13 protein-coding genes are annotated in these 17629 nt (G+C 37.4%); 4 read left to right on the plus strand and 9 right to left on the minus strand.

Going from position 1 to position 17629, the window contains the following annotated elements:
- Positions 1-47 precede the first annotated feature (47 nt).
- The 5 genes from napG to DWB61_RS12940 form a co-directional block, all read right to left on the minus strand.
- Positions 48-824 carry a ferredoxin-type protein NapG gene (gene napG / locus DWB61_RS12920; protein WP_197091195.1) on the minus strand — a complete coding sequence of 259 codons (777 nt, stop codon included), beginning with the start codon at positions 822-824 and terminating at the stop codon, positions 48-50.
- A 93-nt stretch (positions 825-917) separates the two neighbouring features.
- Positions 918-3707 (minus strand): nitrate reductase catalytic subunit NapA, encoded by a 2790-nt coding sequence (gene napA / locus DWB61_RS12925; protein WP_125031328.1) that lies wholly within the window; start codon positions 3705-3707, stop codon positions 918-920.
- Positions 3708-3872: 165 nt separating this feature from the next.
- Positions 3873-4775 carry a c-type cytochrome gene (locus DWB61_RS12930; RefSeq protein ID WP_158614420.1) on the minus strand — a complete coding sequence of 301 codons (903 nt, stop codon included), beginning with the start codon at positions 4773-4775 and terminating at the stop codon, positions 3873-3875.
- Positions 4776-4779: 4 nt separating this feature from the next.
- Positions 4780-6105, minus strand: a complete 1326-nt coding sequence (gene nrfD, locus DWB61_RS12935) for an NrfD/PsrC family molybdoenzyme membrane anchor subunit (RefSeq protein WP_125031330.1) — start codon at positions 6103-6105, stop codon at positions 4780-4782.
- Between the two features lie 57 nt (positions 6106-6162).
- Complete coding sequence (locus tag DWB61_RS12940; RefSeq protein WP_125031331.1) at positions 6163-7065, minus strand: 4Fe-4S dicluster domain-containing protein; 903 nt, start codon at positions 7063-7065, stop codon at positions 6163-6165.
- Positions 7066-7675: 610 nt separating this feature from the next.
- On the opposite strand from DWB61_RS12940, the gene DWB61_RS12945 reads away from it, so the two are divergent.
- Positions 7676-7990, plus strand: a complete 315-nt coding sequence (locus DWB61_RS12945; protein WP_125031332.1) for a hypothetical protein — start codon at positions 7676-7678, stop codon at positions 7988-7990.
- Between the two features lie 33 nt (positions 7991-8023).
- Here DWB61_RS12945 and DWB61_RS12950 read toward each other — a convergent pair whose 3' ends face one another.
- On the minus strand, positions 8024-9028 hold the full coding sequence (locus tag DWB61_RS12950; protein ID WP_125031333.1) for an NAD-dependent epimerase/dehydratase family protein: 1005 nt from the start codon (positions 9026-9028) through the stop codon (positions 8024-8026).
- A gap of 100 nt (positions 9029-9128) precedes the next feature.
- A complete protein-coding gene (locus tag DWB61_RS12955) occupies positions 9129-9539 on the minus strand; it encodes an OsmC family protein (RefSeq protein WP_125031334.1) in 411 nt (136 codons plus the stop codon).
- 411 nt (positions 9540-9950) lie between these two features.
- On the opposite strand from DWB61_RS12955, the gene ileS reads away from it, so the two are divergent.
- The 3 genes from ileS to DWB61_RS12970 all read left to right on the plus strand — a co-directional run bounded on the left by ileS (position 9951) and on the right by DWB61_RS12970 (position 14619).
- Positions 9951-13391, plus strand: a complete 3441-nt coding sequence (gene ileS, locus DWB61_RS12960) for an isoleucine--tRNA ligase (protein WP_125031335.1) — start codon at positions 9951-9953, stop codon at positions 13389-13391.
- Between the two features lie 38 nt (positions 13392-13429).
- Entirely contained in the window at positions 13430-13810 is a 381-nt protein-coding gene (locus DWB61_RS12965) for a TraR/DksA family transcriptional regulator (protein ID WP_125031336.1), read from the plus strand.
- A 191-nt stretch (positions 13811-14001) separates the two neighbouring features.
- Complete coding sequence (locus tag DWB61_RS12970; protein WP_125031337.1) at positions 14002-14619, plus strand: lipoprotein signal peptidase; 618 nt, start codon at positions 14002-14004, stop codon at positions 14617-14619.
- Positions 14620-14694: 75 nt separating this feature from the next.
- On the opposite strand, the gene gltX is transcribed toward DWB61_RS12970, so the two are convergent.
- Together gltX and DWB61_RS12980 are read right to left on the minus strand one after the other, a co-directional pair.
- Positions 14695-16221: a glutamate--tRNA ligase gene (gene gltX / locus DWB61_RS12975; RefSeq protein WP_125031338.1), complete on the minus strand. Its 1527-nt coding sequence runs from the start codon at positions 16219-16221 to the stop codon at positions 14695-14697.
- 208 nt (positions 16222-16429) lie between these two features.
- Positions 16430-17386, minus strand: a complete 957-nt coding sequence (locus DWB61_RS12980; protein WP_125031339.1) for an HU domain-containing protein — start codon at positions 17384-17386, stop codon at positions 16430-16432.
- Positions 17387-17629: the final 243 nt, after the last annotated feature.

The following is a 17629-nucleotide window of genomic DNA, read 5'->3' on the forward strand; positions in this document are numbered from 1 at the left end:
GCTCTGGTAAAGGCTGATATTTTCACATCAACACATCTTCAGATGATCTAATTATCTATCAGATCATCATCATTTAAATAATCAATGGCCGATTCAATATCCTTATCATCATCAGCACTTTTGATATTTTCTTTAATTCTTTTTTCATCAGATTTTTCCCAGCTCTTGATATAATGATCGCCTACTTTGCCAGTTGATTTATCGATAGGTAAGACAAAAATAGCGGCTTTCTCAACGATACAGACATGTTCACATACGCCACAGCCTGTACACACATCACTATGCACAACAGGTAAAAGTTTGGCATGTTTTCCAGTAACTGAATTTTCTTCATATTTTAAACTAATTGCTTTATCGATGAGTGGACAAGCTCTGTAACAAGCCTCACATTGAATCCCCCAATAAGCAACGCATGATTCTTGGTGAATCACGGCTAAGCCCATTTTAGAATTGTTAATATTGGGCACCTCCAGCTCTTTAGATAATCGTTTTAAATCCAATGCCCCGGATGGGCACGAATCTGTACACGGCATATCTGTACACAAATAACAAGGAATTGTACGGGGTTCGAAATAAGGTGTACCATTAGTAATACCATCACCGGGTTGGGCTAATTTAAGTGTATCGTAAGGACAAGCTTCTATGCACTGTCCACATTTGATACAAGCTTTAAGAAAATCCTTTTCTTTGAGTGCACCAGGAGGACGAAGTACATAGTCAGATTTGGAGTTAGCCTTAATAGCACTTCCCCATATTAAACCACCTCCGCCCAAAAAAACAGCTCCTTCAAGCATTCTCTGAATAACCTTTCTTCTTGTCGCCATAGGTTTCATATGAATTATAAGTTAAGAATTATGAGTTATGAATTAAGGTTTAGAATATTTATAATAATTCATAACTCTGCATTCATAATTCGTTTAGGCTTTCGTTATCTTAATTGCACATTTTTTAAAATCTGTTTCTTTCGAAATAGGACAGGTTGCATCCAAGCAAAGTTTATTGATGAATACCTTCTCGTCGAACCATGGCACATAAACCAGACCTTGTGGTACTCGGTTTCTACCACGAGTTTCGATATGAGCTTTCACTTTGCCTCGACGTGATTCTATCCAAACTAAATCGCCTTCAACAAGACCTTGTTTCGAGGCATCTTTAGGATGCATATAGCATAAAGCTTCTGGAACAGCTCGGTAAAGTTCAGGAACTCTCATCGTCATAGTACCAGAATGCCAATGCTCGAGAACCCGACCTGTGCAAAGCCAGAATGGATATTCCTTATTAGGAATTTCTGGAGCTTCCATATAGGGGCGGAAGAAAATCTTTGCTTTATTTTTAAGGTCAATCTTAGGTTTCGACATATCTGGTTTAGATAAGGAACCCTGAGGCATATTTTTTAGTGCTTTGCCATAGAATGCAAAAGGGCCAATATTGGCTTTCTTAGCATAGATATCGTATTCGGAATTGAAACGCCAGAGGGTTTCTTTGCCATCAACTACGGGCCATTTTAAGCCACGGCACTTGTGATAGACATCAAATGGAGCCAAGTCATGAGCGTGACCTAAGCCGAACTCGCGGTATTCTTCCCAGAAATATTTCTGAAGGAAAAAGCCATAACCTTTGAATGGTTTGCCTTGTCCATCTATGACTTTTCGCTTATCTCCAGCTGCTTCAGTATTTAATCTGCCTTCCCCAATAGGATCAGGCCAAGCAAATTTCTTAGCATGCTCGTTCGCAAATAACACATCGAAAAGGGTATCATCAGGAGAATATCCCATGGCCTTTGCACCTTCCAGTACATCAGGTAAACCACCTTCTAAGCCAGGTATTTTTTGTGCTCCCCAAACCTCACTTAACTTAAATCGTTTGGCAAGCTCCGTAAATTGCCAAATATCAGGCATAGAATCACCAACAGGTGTTACCTGTTGTATCCAATGTTGCGTACGACGCTCTGCATTTCCATAAGCACCCCACTTCTCGTAAATCATTGATGATGGAAGAATCAAATCGGAAACCTTAGCCGAAATACCAGGGTAAGCATCGGAGCAAACAATGAAATTATCCATGGTTCGTGCCGCCTTTATCCAATGGTTGGCATTGGCTGAATTCTGATAAGGGTTACAAACATTAATCCAGGCAAACTTGATCTTACCATCCTCCAGATCACGATGAATTTTCATGACATGAGATCCTACTTTAGGATTTAATGTTCCTGGAGGAATCTTCCATATTTTCTCTGAAAAATCACGATGCTTAGGATTAGCTACCAATAGGTCAGCAGGTAAACGATGAGCAAATGTACCCACCTCACGAGCAGTCCCACAAGCTGATGGCTGTCCGGTTAAACTAAAGGCACCATCACCAGGCTTCGATTGTTTACCCAATAATAAATGAACCATATAGGCCTGCTCGTTGACCCAAGTTCCACGAGTATGCTGATTAAATCCCATGGTCCAATAAGAACAAATCTTTCTGCCTTTTTCAATATATAAATCAGCTAGAGATTTTAGCTTCTTCTTGAAATCTTCAATAGACTCATCAGAATCTCCTTTTGCAATATTGGCAACAAAATCCAGATTATAAGGTTTTAGAGCTTTCTTGAAATCTTCGTAACCGATAATCCAATGATTTGCTGCTTTATCGCGATGCGTCATCTCAAGGGTATCACCTTCTTTATAACCTAGGTAGGCCAACGACTCTCCTTCATCACCGCTTAATTTTTTAGCGACCTCGTTACGTACGATTTCTTTTTCCTTATCGGTAAATTTAGGGTGATCAGGCTTGCGCATACCGTAACCGATATCGACAAAACCTGTTGCAAATACTGTATATTTTTTAACAAACTCCCAATCGATAGATTGAGGTTGATTATAAACAATTTCATGGGCTATATAGTTCCAGATTGCCAAGTCCGTATTGGGTTTAAAAACAATTTCGATATCAGCCAGGTCGGATGTTCTATTGGTATAAGTTGTAAGGTTAACAATCTGTGTTCTTTTGGGATGACTTAATTTATTTGCGGTGATACGCGACCATAAAATGGGGTGCATTTCGGCCATATTGGCTCCCCAGGTAACTACCGTATCGGTAATTTCCATATCGTCGTAGTTTCCTGCAGGCTCATCAATACCAAAAGTCTGTATAAATCCGGCTACAGCCGAAGCCATGCAATGACGGGCATTGGGGTCTATATTATTTGAGCGGAAACCGGCTTTCATTAGCTTGGCAGCAGCATAACCTTCCATAATGGTGTATTGTCCGGAACTGAAAATACCAATTCCTGTTGGTCCCAATTCTTTCATGGTAGCCTTCATTCGAGTTTCCATCTCGTCGAATGCTCGTTTCCAGCTCACCGTTTTGAATTTTCCTTGCTTAGAGAAGTTACCATTCTCATCCACTCTTAGCAATGGTTTTTTCAAACGGTCAGCACCGTACATGATTTTAGCATTGAAATAGCCTTTTATACAATTCAAACCACGGTTTACGGGTGCCAAAGGATCGCCTTTAACGGCAAGTATTTTATCATCTTTTGTGGCAATCATGATACCACAACCTGTTCCACAAAAACGACAAACAGCTTTGTCCCATTTCCATCCCTTTTCGGCTTCACGAGCTTCTGCTTTTAAAGTTTCGGGAATCGCAACGCCAACGGCTGTAGCAGCAGCAATGGCTGCCGAACTCTTCAAAAAATCACGCCTAGCTAGTTTCATATGTGTAAGGTTAAAATATTCAAGGATAAGGTTATTATAAGGGTAATCCCGATTCTCGGGGGGCAGCAAAGCTGGAGGGATAAAGGATAAAGTGAAAAAGGATAGAGCTTAGAGTGCTTGTATTTCTATTTCACACAGTATTCATCTCATTTCCACATCAACATATCACTCAATCATCACATCGTCTTCGCGACCTGCTTTTTTAATATTTCGGAAGCCAAACACGATGAAAAATAGGACGGCCCAAACACCAAAAATGGTGATAAAGAAACTCACCTTTAGCCAGATGGGAGCCATTTTGTCGGTACTCCAAATGTGACGACCTTCAATCGCTGATTTTCTAATAGTTGGTTGCACTATTTTCATCTTCTGATTCAACTTAGCCAAAGCATAACCTTTGGTTGCTTTTACCATTATATGCAGTTTCCCTTCGGCATCACCGGGTAATTTGGGGTCAACATCTAAGTAGGCAATTCCCAGTTCATTGGTTTGTATTTTACCTAGAAGCAGTTTACCAAATGTGCCCTTTACAAAAGCTGAAACTTCAACCTCAGGCTGAGGAATCTCTTTTGAGAATACTTTTACAACCAATTTATCCACATTTTCGTCGAAGGCTAGCTTTAAATCATATTTAGGTATTTCTACGCCCCCTAAATCGGGAATAGGTTGCTTGTAGTTTTCATTAAAACTTCTGATGTAGGCAATGATATTCCAAGTTTCGTCATCCGCAAATACATCCTCAAACTTAGGCATGGCTCCACGTCCCAATTTTATTTTATGGAATAAGGCGCCATCATTTTGCAATTGAAACTGATTAGATCCTGGATCGCCTGGTGGAGGGGCCATAGGTGTATAATCTGCTTGTCCTGGCATACCATGGCATGAGGTACATGAGTTTTCGTAAGAAATCTTGCCTTCCAAAACCATTTCATCGTCGAACATGAAAGGACTTAGGTTTTTATCCTGCTCAGTGGTAACTTCCCACTCGTTTTGCGCCTGAACGTTTGCCATAACTAGCGAACAAAGGCATATCAGAATAATCGACTTGTAGTATTTAAAGTAGTTCATCATGCTAGTTCTTGTTGTGGTTAATTTCTTCTTTTATCTCCCAAATTGGAATAACAGGGAAAAGCTTGGCTAATACAGACATAATAATCAGCACCAATATAAATGAGCCCGTAGTAATTGCTATTTCAGGTACAGTTGGCATATAATGTGTCCATTTTTCAGGTACGTTTTGAATAGGATAGTAAGGTGCCAATTGAGTAGGAACTACAATTAAAACACGCTTAAACCATGCACCTGTCAAAATCACAATAGAGATGAGCATTAGTGGCAAGGGTCTTCTCATAGGTCTGAAAAGAATCAATAAGAATGGAATAATTAATCCACCTAGTTGAACCATCCAAAACATGATAGATTCGTGTCCTGATAACATTTCTTGAACGTGCTTGGCATCTGCTGTATTCGTTTTATATGCAGGTACAATAATCTCGTTGATATTGAAATAAACGTAAACTAATGCAACTAGAACGAGTAGTCTTCCCATTCTATCGAAATGGTCGATGGTAATGTATTTATCTAGTTTATAATTCTTTTGGAAGAAATACATGGTAATAATTACGGCAGCACAACCAGCAACAAAAGCTCCGGATACGAAATAAGGACCGAAAATAGGAGAATCCCATCCAGAACGGAGGGTCATGGCAAACAACCAGGATGTTACTGTATGTATTGAAAGGGCAATAGGGATAATTAAGATCAGCAGAATGCGCGTATAATTATTCATCAATTTAAATTGTTTCGCTTTTCCTTTCCATCCCAAGGCTAAAATTTTATACATTTTTTGTTGCCATTTGGGCACATTTTTCAGTTTATCTCTACAAAGTGCAATATCCGGAAGTAAAGGGATATATAGTAACAGAATACTGATGGCAACATAGGTAACAACCACTGCAATATCCCAGACTATTGGTGACTGAACTCTACCATGCATAAATACATTTAGAAGGCGATCGGGGCGTCCCATATCGGTAATAATAATAAGGCCAGCTACCATGGCAAAGGCAACAGCCACAAGTTCGGCAATTCGAGCAAGTGGTTTTACCCAGCTCACATTCATCAAGCCAAGAACTGATGAAATGAGCATCCCAATTAAACTGGTCGCTACAAAAAAGACGAAGTTGGAAATGTAGATACCCCAGGAAACGTAGTCGTGAAGACCCGTTACTCCAAGTCCATGTTCAATTTGTTGATAGTAAAAGTACAAGCATATTATTAGGGAGACAGCTAGGAAAGCTAACCATAGCTTAAATTTATTTCCCCAGTTTATATTCTTTAAAAGATCCTGCTCGATTTGGTCATCAGTCAGAATCTCTTTTGATAGGGTATCGTTCATAAGTCAATAAGTGCTAGTAAATAGTCAATAGTTTTTTTGAAAGTGTTCCTTTTTAGATTAGCCTTTGTTTTGACGTGGAGGCAAGTAGTAAACGCTGGGTTTAGTTCCTAGTTCAGGCATTAAAGTATAAGCCGCATTTTCTTCAAGTAATTCACTTAAACGAACCGTTTTCTTTGTTGTACCATTCGTCACCAAATCTTCATTGGAATCACCAAAATAGTAGACGCCATTGGGACAAGCTGATACACAATAGGGCAGTTTACCTTCTCGTAAGCGATCTGCAGAAAAAGCACATTTTGTTACGGTACCTTTTTTCTGAGGAACATTCAGTTCCATATCGTAGGTTACTTCGGCAAACTCTTTGGCATCTTTAGGTTCAGTCCAGTTGAAGGTACGTGCTGAATATGGGCAGGCAGCCACACAGAAACGACAACCAATGCAACGCTCGTTGTCAATTAAAACAATACCATCCTGACGTTTGAAAGTTGCATCAACAGGACAAACCGAAACACAAGGCGGGTTATCGCAATGCTGACAAGTTTTAGGCATATAGTAACTCGTTTTACGAACAGGATCGTTCATTTCGAGTACATTAATATGATGCATCTCTGGCTTTAGCTGATGGGCATTTTGACAAGCGCTCATACATTTGCGAGCATTCTTACATTTGGCCAAGTCTACCACCATCACAAATTTCTTTCCAGGGATACCCTCACGACCTCTGTCTTGTAGATAATCCAAGTCTTTTATCTTGTCGCTGGGCTTTAAATTCGCCACATCAACCTCGACCAATTGATTGTCTTGTGTGAGGACTTTTACTTTTTTACCAGATGCTGAATCCTTTGAATCAGAACAGCTTTGAAGTAGCAATGCTGTTCCGCCTACAGCACTTACACCTGCTAAACCTAAATTTTGCAGGAATTTCCTTCTGGACTTGTCGTTTTTATTAGCCTTGCTCATATATTTATGCTTAATCGTTATTATCAACTGATTACTAAATATATAAAAACTAGGCTTCTACACGATGGATTATGTTTCGTGCATGAGGTGTGTTAAAGGATGTTAAATTCAAGAACGTGTTTCTATGTGTTGAAATTCAATCGTTTGCGAACAATAAAAGATATAAAGATAATTTCATCGGAATATGCTGTTTGTATTTAGAATAAATATACTTAGCCGTTTCGCGTGATGAATTATTGCCCCAAGGTTAAGGGAAGCTAGTTAGTCGTCCTTGGCTCTTAAAAGAACCTATTTATCTACCAGATTAATAGATTTGTATGATACGATAAACGAATTGAAAGGGTGTTTTAATTTGATCAATGCTATATTGTTACTAATAATTCGGAAATATTACAGGAGAATACGCCATGTCAGTAGTATTATTCTATTTTTAAGCGGCACTTTTCGCTTAGTAAGTGGTATTTTTCTATTAAAAGCCGAATTTTACCAGTAAGTTACCGAAAGATACCATAAGGATTACTAAAAAAACCGATAAAGTGCTGAATAATTGAAGTTTAATTTTCTATTTTTAGATAAGATTAGTTCAAATATCTTTTAATATCGATCTATTATGAAAAAACATAGACCTATAAATGAGTTGATTCATCTTGAAATGAAGAAGCAGGGGTTTAGATGCCCTGATTTAGCCCGAAGATTACATTTGAGTAATTCTTCGACCTATTATCTTTTAAGCCGACCGACCATTCAAATCGATAGGCTTTGGGAAATATGTGAAGTTCTGCAAATTAACTTCTTTCATATTTTATCCAATCAGTTGCAAATTGACAATTCAGAACAGCTCTTTATCGATGAAGAGAAAGAAGCCCTAAAAGCCGAAAACAAAACCTTGAAAGAGGTGATAAAATTGTTGGGTAGTGGGAGTTAGTGGATGGAATGAAGCTTGGTTTACTGAAGCTAACTACTGAGGATAATGCTTAGCTGTATCCTTAATGCTATTTTCAATTTTAATGAAATCGAAGTTCAATCTATCCTTAATTTTCTGATTAGAATAATAGGTGCGATTGTGTGATGATCGAGCAGTGGCACGTGTGAAGCTAGGTTCCTGGAATAAGAATATTTTCTTCAAATAAGCCAGTCGCCATCCAATTCCGGTTAATAATGGAGATGCATATTTGCTTGGTTCAGGTAAATTCAACGCTTTTGCAATACTTTTGAAGATAAATTCGTAGCTGTAATTATCAGCATTTAAAAGGAAGCGTTCATTTTTGATATCAGAATCCATAAGTTGAATCATCGCTTTGCTGACATCTCTTACATCTACATAACCCGTAATGCCTAGGGTGAAATATTTCATGCCTTTTGCCACTGTAGTAAAAAGCATTGATGAACCCTTATGCCAATATCCTGGACCAAGAATAATTGAAGGGTTAACAATAACCGCATCAAGGCCTTCTTCTATACCTCGCCAAACCTCAAGTTCAGAATTAAATTTGCTTATTGAATATCCCGATCTTTTATCTTCAGGACTCCATGGGGTTGTTTCTGATACAATATCGTCTTTCTCTTCGGGGGTTCCTAAAGCAGCAACCGAACTAACAAAGCATAGCTTCTGGATTTTGTGTTCAATGCAAGCGTCAACAATATTTCTTGTGCCCTCAACATTAATCTGCTTCATTTGTTTCTTATCTGCTTTTTTGAAAGAAACTAAAGCTGCACAATGATACACCTTAGTGATTCCCTTAAGTGCATCATCCAGAGAATCGGTATCAAGCATATCGCCATTTACCCATTCAATTTTATCAAAGAGTTCATCAGCCTTATCAGAATAATACGCAAAGCAATCACGCACATCTTGTAAAGAGCTGTTCTCTCTTTTCAGAGCACGAATGGTTTCGCCTTTTTTAGTCAAATCGAAAAGCAAATGTGAACCGACCAGACCGGTACCTCCAGTAACTAGAATCATGATTTAATGAATGTGTAAATGAGTAAATGTGTGAAAGAGTTAATGCATTAATGAAAGAGTTAATGAGTCGGACTTAACTCATTAACTCAAATCTCATTCACTATTTCTTCCAAACCAATTTAATGCTTTGCGTCATATTTGGACTAACACTTAAAGGCACTGGACTTGTTCCTGCTACTGACTCGATGATTTTTTTCTCATCATCCGTATAGGCTTTGTTAGGAAATACAAACTCGGCAACCACTTCAGAAACACGACGAGGATCGGCAGCCATTATTTTAGTAATGTTTAACTCTGTACCAACAATATCAATATTGTTATCGCGAGCTACAATGCCCATTATGGTCATAATACATGATCCGAATGAAGTTGCCATCAAATCGGTAGGCGAAAAAGCTTCCCCTTTCCCCTGATTATCAACAGGAGCATCAGTGTAGATCTTGTTTCCTGATTGTAAATGAATATTTTCAGTTCTTAGGTCGCCTAAGTAAGTTGTTTTTACTGTTGTCATGATATTAAAAATTAATAGTTGTCATTTATTATTATCCACAACTTACTCAAGTTTAAGTATCATTTGAGAAAATCTGTGGTTAGTGTTTTTAACTGAATTCTTAATGAATCCAAAGCTAAATATATTTATTAATTTCGGATTATAAGCTTTTTCCCAATTGAGCTTAATATTTGTTCATTACGATGCTAATCTGCACACTCATATTCCTTTGATTAAGTGCTTAGTATCGTTATCATGTCTTGTATTTTTTCTATATTTGTGAACTTTTGAGAAGAAGTATCGTATCCTAATTGATAACTATCTAGTTCACTCCATAATTTATGATTGGTGTAAGCTGAATTGTTTCAGTTATTTACATTCTTTTCAACCCGTTGGTTTACGGGATAAATTGTCAAGTATCAAAACAAAAATATGAGCACAAAATTTCCAGATTACAAGACCTTAGATCTTTCGCAGATCAATAAAGATATCTTAAAAGAATGGGAAGAAAACAAGACTTTCGACAAGAGTTTAGAAACTCGAGACGGAAATCCATCGTTTGTTTTCTATGAAGGACCCCCATCAGCAAACGGAATGCCTGGTATACACCATGTGATGGCCCGTGCGTTAAAAGATATCGTATGTCGTTATAAAACGCTTAAGGGTTTTAAAGTTGACCGTAAAGCAGGTTGGGATACCCACGGACTTCCAGTTGAGTTGGGTGTTGAGAAAGAATTGGGTATTACTAAAGAAGATATTGGTAAGAAAATTACTGTTGACGAATATAACGAGGCTTGTAGAACAAACGTGATGAAATACACACGTGAGTGGGAAGATTTGACTTCGAAAATGGGATACTGGGTGAATATGGATGAGCCATATATTACCTACGATAACCGATATATTGAATCACTATGGTGGTTGCTAAAACAGTTATTCGAGAAAGGATTCTTGTATAAAGGTTATACTATTCAGCCATTTTCACCGGCTGCAGGTACTGGATTATCAACTCATGAGTTGAATCAGCCTGGTTGCTATAAGGATGTAAAAGATACAACAGCAGTTGGTCTATTTAAGATTGAAAAAGACGAGAAAAGTAATTTCCTTTTCGAAGGGATCGACTGTGATGCCTATTTCATGGCTTGGACAACTACACCTTGGACTTTGCCATCGAATACCGCTTTAGCTGTTGGGCCCAAAATCAACTATGTACGTGTACGTACTTTCAATCCATACACAGGTAAGGATTGTGTTGTGGTTTTGGCTAAGGAGTTATTTAATAATTTCTTCGATACTAATCTTAAAGACGTAGAGTTAAGCGAATATAAAATTGGAGATAAGAAAATTCCATATAAGCCACTTTCTGAGTGTGCTGGAACTGATCTTGAAGGAATCAAATATGAGCAATTGTTGCCATGGGTGAAGCCAGAAGGTGATGCTTTCCGTGTAATTCTTGCTGATTTTGTTACCATTGAGGATGGTACAGGTATCGTTCATATTGCTCCTACTTTTGGTGCTGATGATGATAGAGTAGCAAAGGCTGCTGGTATTTCTCCACTTATCTTCCGCGATAAGGAAGGTAAGATGCAACCAATGGTTGACCGCACTGGTAAATTCTTCAAAATTGAAGAACTTGATGAGGAATTCGTAAAGAACTATGTGAATGTTGAGCTGTATGCTCCTTATGCAGGTCGTTACGTGAAGAATGCATTCGATTCTAGTTTAACAGAGAAGGATCCTACTTTGGATGTTGATATTTCTGTGGAATTGAAGAAGGGGAGTCAGGCATTTAAGGTTGAGAAGCATATTCACAACTACCCACATTGTTGGAGAACTGATAAGCCAATTTTATATTATCCATTGGATTCGTGGTTTATCAAGACGACAAAGGTTCGCGATCGTATGATCGAATTAAATAAAACCATTAACTGGAAACCTAAATCAACAGGTGAAGGTCGTTTTGGAAAATGGTTAGAGAATTTACAGGACTGGAATCTTTCTCGTTCTCGCTACTGGGGAACACCGCTACCTATTTGGGTGAGTGAAGACCGTAACGAAATGAAATGTATTGGTTCTGTTGCAGAATTAAAGAGTGAAATAGAGAAATCTATTGCGACAGGTTTCATGGGCGAAAACATGCTCGAGAAATATGTTGAAGGCGATAATACAAAGGAAAACTACGAGAAGTTTGATCTTCACCGTCCATATGTTGACGATATTGTATTGGTAAGTGAGTCGGGACAAAAACTTTTCCGTGAGCTTGACCTTATTGATGTTTGGTTCGATTCTGGAGCTATGCCTTATGCACAGCAACATTATCCATTCGAAAACAAAGAAAATTTCGATGAGATGTTCCCTGCACAGTTTATTGCGGAAGGTGTAGATCAAACTCGAGGTTGGTTCTTTACCCTACATGCCATTGCTACTATGGTATTCGATGGTGTGGCTTTCGAAAATATTATCTCAAATGGATTGGTTCTTGATGCATCTGGAAATAAGATGTCGAAGCGTTTGGGTAATGCAGTTGATCCTTTCTCTACTATTGAGAAATATGGATCTGACCCATTACGTTGGTATATGATTACCAATGCTCAGCCATGGGATAACTTGAAATTTGATTTAGGAGGGGTTGAAGAGGTTCGTCGTAAATTCTTCGGAACACTATATAATACCTACAGTTTCTTCCAATTGTATGCTAATGTTGATGGATTTACTTATTCAGAAGCGGATGTTCCAATGGAAAAACGTCCTGAAATTGATCGTTGGATTCTTTCTCTTCTAAACTCTTTAGTGAAAGAAGTTGAGGAATGTTACGATGCTTACGAGCCAACTCGTGCTGGTCGTGCTATTCAGGATTTCGTAAACGAAAACTTATCAAATTGGTACGTACGTTTATGTCGTAAGAGATATTGGGGTGGCGATTATTCGACTGATAAGATTTCGGCTTACCAAACACTTTATAAGTGTCTTGAAACGATTTCTATTTTGGGATCACCAATTGCTCCATTCTTTATGGATCGTTTGTTCTTAGATTTAAATTCAGTAACGAATCGTTATAGTGAGAATTCTGTACATCTAGTTGATTTTCCTGTAGCTGATGAGTCTATAATTGACAAATCTCTTGAGGAAAGACAAGATATGGCTCAGAAGATTTCTTCTATGGTTTTAGGTCTACGTCGTAAGGTAAAGATTCGTGTACGTCAGCCATTGAGCAAGATTATGGTGCCAATTCTTGACGAAAGCATGATTCCTCAGTTGGAAGCTGTAAAAGGCATTATCCTTTCTGAGATTAATGTGAAGGAAATGGAATTCATTACCGACACATCAGGTGTATTGATTAAGAATATCAAGCCAAATTTCAAAACTCTTGGACCTAAGCATGGTAAGATCATGAAGCAAATTGCTAGTGAAATTGCCAAAATGAATCAGGACGATATCATGAATTTTGAGAAAGCAGCAGAATTTACAATTGTTGTAAATGAAGAAAATATTGTTCTTACACTTCAGGATGTTGAGATTATTTCGGAAGATATTCCAGGCTGGTTAGTTGCTAACGAAGGTAAATTAACTGTTGCGCTTGATGTTAACATTTCTGATGAATTACGTCAAGAAGGTATTGCCCGTGAATTTATCAATAGAATTCAAAATTTGCGTAAGGATAGTGATTTTGATGTAACAGATAAAATTGCATTGGAAATTGTGATGCACGATGCGATAAACGAAGCAGTTGTAACTCATAAAGATTATATTGGAAGTCAAACTCTCGCTGAATCAGTAAGTTTGGTTGAAAAAATCGATGGGGAAGGTGCTAAAGACGTTGAAATCGAGGCTGGAATTGAAACTTTTATTCGAATTAAAAAGCTTAGTAAGTAATACTTTTTTTGTTATCTTTAGGATCAAATCCAAAATCTATGACTGAAAAAAAACGCTATACAGACGAAGAATTGCAGGAGTTCAAAGAATTGATTTCTCAAAAACTTGCAAAAGCTAAAAAGGATTATGAAACGTTGAAAGCTGTTATTTCAAATAGCTCGGGAAACGACATCGAAGATACTTCTCCAACTTTTAAAGTTCTTGAAGAAGGAGCTTCCGTTTTGTCGAAAGAAGAAGCGGGAAGATTGGCACAGCGTCAGGCTAAGTTTATAACTCATTTAGAAGCTGCTCTAATTAGAATAGAGAATAAGAACTATGGAGTTTGTCGTGATACAGGTAATTTGATTTCTAAAGAAAGATTGCGTGCAGTTCCTCATGCTACACTTAGTATTGAAGCAAAGAACAAGCAAGATTTATAACAAATTATAACATACAGAAAATGATTGGAAGAGAAGTCTTCCAATCATTTTTGTTTATATTCGGAGGCTGTTAGTGCTGTAAGTAAAAATAGGATTCAGTTTTGTTAACAGTGATTTTGTTTTTCAATTGCGTGAGTGTGTATAAAACTCAGGAGTAATTGCAATTAAGATTTTAACATTAAAACAATAGCATGTCATTAATAAAAAAGTCAGCACTCTTTATTGTTGTGCTTTTAATACTCGACCAGATTTTTAAAATTTGGATTAAAACCCATATGATGCTCGGAGAAGAGTTTTCAATATTTGGTGATTGGTTTATCATTCACTTTATCGAGAACAATGGGATGGCTTTTGGTATGGAGTTAGAGGGTAAGTGGGGAAAGATTCTATTAAGCTTGTTCCGTATTGTTGCTATTTGTGGAATTGGGTGGTATCTAAATGATATCTGTAAGAAGAAAGCCCCTAAGGGCTTGATTTTATCTATCGGTTTAATCTTTGCTGGAGCAATGGGTAATATTATCGATTCGGCCTTTTATGGGATGATTTTCAACGATAGTTATTATCAAGTAGCAAGCTTTATGCCCGAGGCAGGAGGCTATTCGTCATTTCTTCATGGTAAAGTCGTTGATATGCTTTATTTCCCTTTGGTTGATGGTAATTTCCCATCTTGGGTTCCAGTTTGGGGAGGTGAGCACTTTGTATTTTTCCGTCCTGTATTTAATGTTGCAGATTCATACATTACAATTGGAGTGATCTTTATTCTTCTGTTTCACAAGAAGTATTTTGTAGAAGAAAAAACTAAAAATTAGAAAAAAATTCAAATAAGTGGATATAGAAATAGCCTTGGAAATTCCAAGGCTATTTTTGTATGTTATTAATTCTGCTTATAGGTTTTCGCAAGCATAATCGATACGAGATAAAGTTTCTTCTTTACCCAATAGCTCTATAATATCGAACATATGTGGACCTTTACCAGCTCCAACCATAGCCAATCTGAATGGGTTCATTACCTTCCCAAAGCCAATCTCTTTAGCCGTAATCCATTCTTTTACGATAGCTTCTGTATTGGCTGAAGAGAAGTCGGATATATCACTTAAAATTGTTTTAAGCTCTTGCATTAGTTCTGGAGCATCTTCTTTCCAAGCTTTCTTAGCTGTTTTGGCATCGAATTCTTTGGGTGCTTCGAAAAAGAAATTCACATGCTCCCAAAGCTCAGAGATAAAGTCTACACGATCTTTAACCATGCCACATACACGACTCGCTTTATTTTGATCTGCTTCAATTCCTTTTTTAGCTAAAACTTCTCGGTTGAATAGCTGACCAATTTCATCGTCTGATTTAGACATCAGATATTGGCGATTGAACCATTTAGTTTTATCGGGATCGAACTTAGAACCCGATTTCCCAACTCTTTCCAAAGAAAAAGCCTGTGATAGTTCTTCCATTGAGAAGATTTCCTGCTCAGTTCCTGGGTTCCAACCTAAGAAAGCCAGCATGTTCACAAATGCTTCAGGGAAATAACCATCTTCACGGTAACCCGATGAGATATCCTGTGTTTTTGGATCTGTCCAAAGAAGTGGGAATACTGGGAATCCAAGCTTGTCACCATCGCGTTTGCTTAGTTTTCCTTTTCCAACTGGTTTAAGAATAAGTGGTAAGTGAGCAAACTTTGGCATGTCAGCTTCCCAGCCCAATTTGCGGTATAATAAAACATGAAGAGGCATAGATGGTAACCATTCTTCGCCACGAATGACGTGAGAAATCTTCATCAAATAATCGTCAACCACATTAGCTAAATGATAGGTTGGCATCCCATCTGACTTGAAAAGAACTTTATCGTCAAGAGCCGAAGAGTTGAACACAACATGCTTTCTAATTTCATCATTAAGATGAAGCTCTTCGTTAACTGGCATTTTAAAACGAACGACATAAGCTTCTCCAGCTTCAATTTTTGCTTGAACTTCTTCAGCAGATAAGGCTAAAGAGTTATTTAAATTCCCGCGTGTTTCAGGATTGTAAGTAAAGGTCTTTTTCTCAGCCTCGTATTGGTTACGGATAGCATCCAGTTCTTCCGCTGTATCAAAAGCATAGTAAGCATCACCTGAGGCAATTAATTTCTCAGCATACTCGCGATATAAAGGCTTTCTTTCAGATTGACGGTAAGGACCATACTCTCCACCTACTGTAGCACCTTCATCTATTGTAATGCCACACCACTTTAGGGCTTCAGCAATATAATCTTCAGCACCCGGTACATAACGTGTCTGATCGGTATCTTCAATACGCAATAGGAAATCTCCTCCGTGCTTACGGGCAAACAAATAGTTGAAAAGGGCTGTTCTAACACCTCCCATATGTAAAGGTCCTGTTGGACTAGGGGCAAATCGAACTCTGACTTTATTATCGCTCATGATTTTATCCTTATAATATTTTAATTCCTGACTCTCAGGGATGATCATTCAAATTTCGACAAAGATAATAATTATTGCATCATCTGTGTTCGCTTCTTTTATACATGAGGCTTCTATTAAAGAAATATTTGACATAGATCTTGATAGAAATGAAAAAGGAGCCTCCATTTATGGAAACTCCTTGAAATATTTTTAACCGAGGTGATTTTTATTTTTGTAAAACCCAACAAGATGCATTGGGATTTTTTTGTAATACTTTTCTTCGGAAGCGATCAGCTTCTTTTTTTGAGCTGAATTTATTCAAGGCAACAGCAAACAAATTTTTGTTCTTTATGATAGTTGCGGGATATGAATTGGCTTCAATGACTGTTTTAAGAATTTTAGCATTTTCGATATTCGAGAAACTTCCAGCAATCAAGTAATACTTTCCCTTGACGGATTTGTTCTTAATAGCATTCTTTGGCTTGGCATAAATAATTCTAGGCTCAAAACTAACCAATTCGTTATTAGGTGAGATCTTCTCGTTTACTTTAACAGACTTCGTTTTCTGAACATCTGGCAAACTCTCCATTATGCTAAACGAAGCCGTTGACTGATGTTGATTATTGCTCAGATTTACTGGGATTAGGGCTAGTCCTATGAAGAATGGAATTGTAACGGCGGCATAAACTTTACGTTTAAGGCTAAAACGGTTCCAGATGTTCTCTTTGATAATTAGTGATCGAATCTGAGGATTTTCCTCAATAATTAGATCTGGTAGTTCAAAACTTTCCATTCCAAAGAGATCAGCTAGAAAATTAATGTTTTTAGCTGGCTCGAATTGTAATTTATGACGTTTGTTGAAAAACAAATCACCAAGTTCATTAAAAATAACTCTTTCGCTTCTGCGTAAACGAACACTAATGTCTTCTATATAAAGCTCAACCGCTCGTTCTGCTTCTGGATAAGTTAATTTTTCAGATTCTGCTAAACAATTTATAAGTAAGCCATCATTCTGTTTTAGATTTCGATTGAAACTAACAGCCTTTGATGGAGGAAGCATTTCATTAGTCAATGGATTCTCTATAGCTGGAGAATAGTTAGCCACAAAGCCACCTAATCCAGGAAGAATCACACAATCATGAATGAATAATAAATCCTTAATATATCTTGATATTTCTAGCATGAAAGCAAAGATAAAAATTCTAAACTCTAATTAAAATTGAATAGCAGCAGAAATATACTAAAAGCTTAGTAATCAAAAGTAAAAAAAAGTGATTTTTTTTTAGATAATTGGAAACATAAGCTATTTTGAAATTCTTGATGATTATCTCTTTATGTTTTCACAGATAAAATATCTGTCGAGGTGTTTGGTTTTTAAATCTTTCTAATGAAAATCTATATCCATTCAAGAATGGTTAAATCATTA

The sequence above is a fragment of the Ancylomarina euxina genome (genome assembly GCF_003863355.1).
In the GTDB taxonomy this organism is placed as follows: Bacteria; Bacteroidota; Bacteroidia; order Bacteroidales; family Marinifilaceae; genus Ancylomarina; species Ancylomarina euxinus.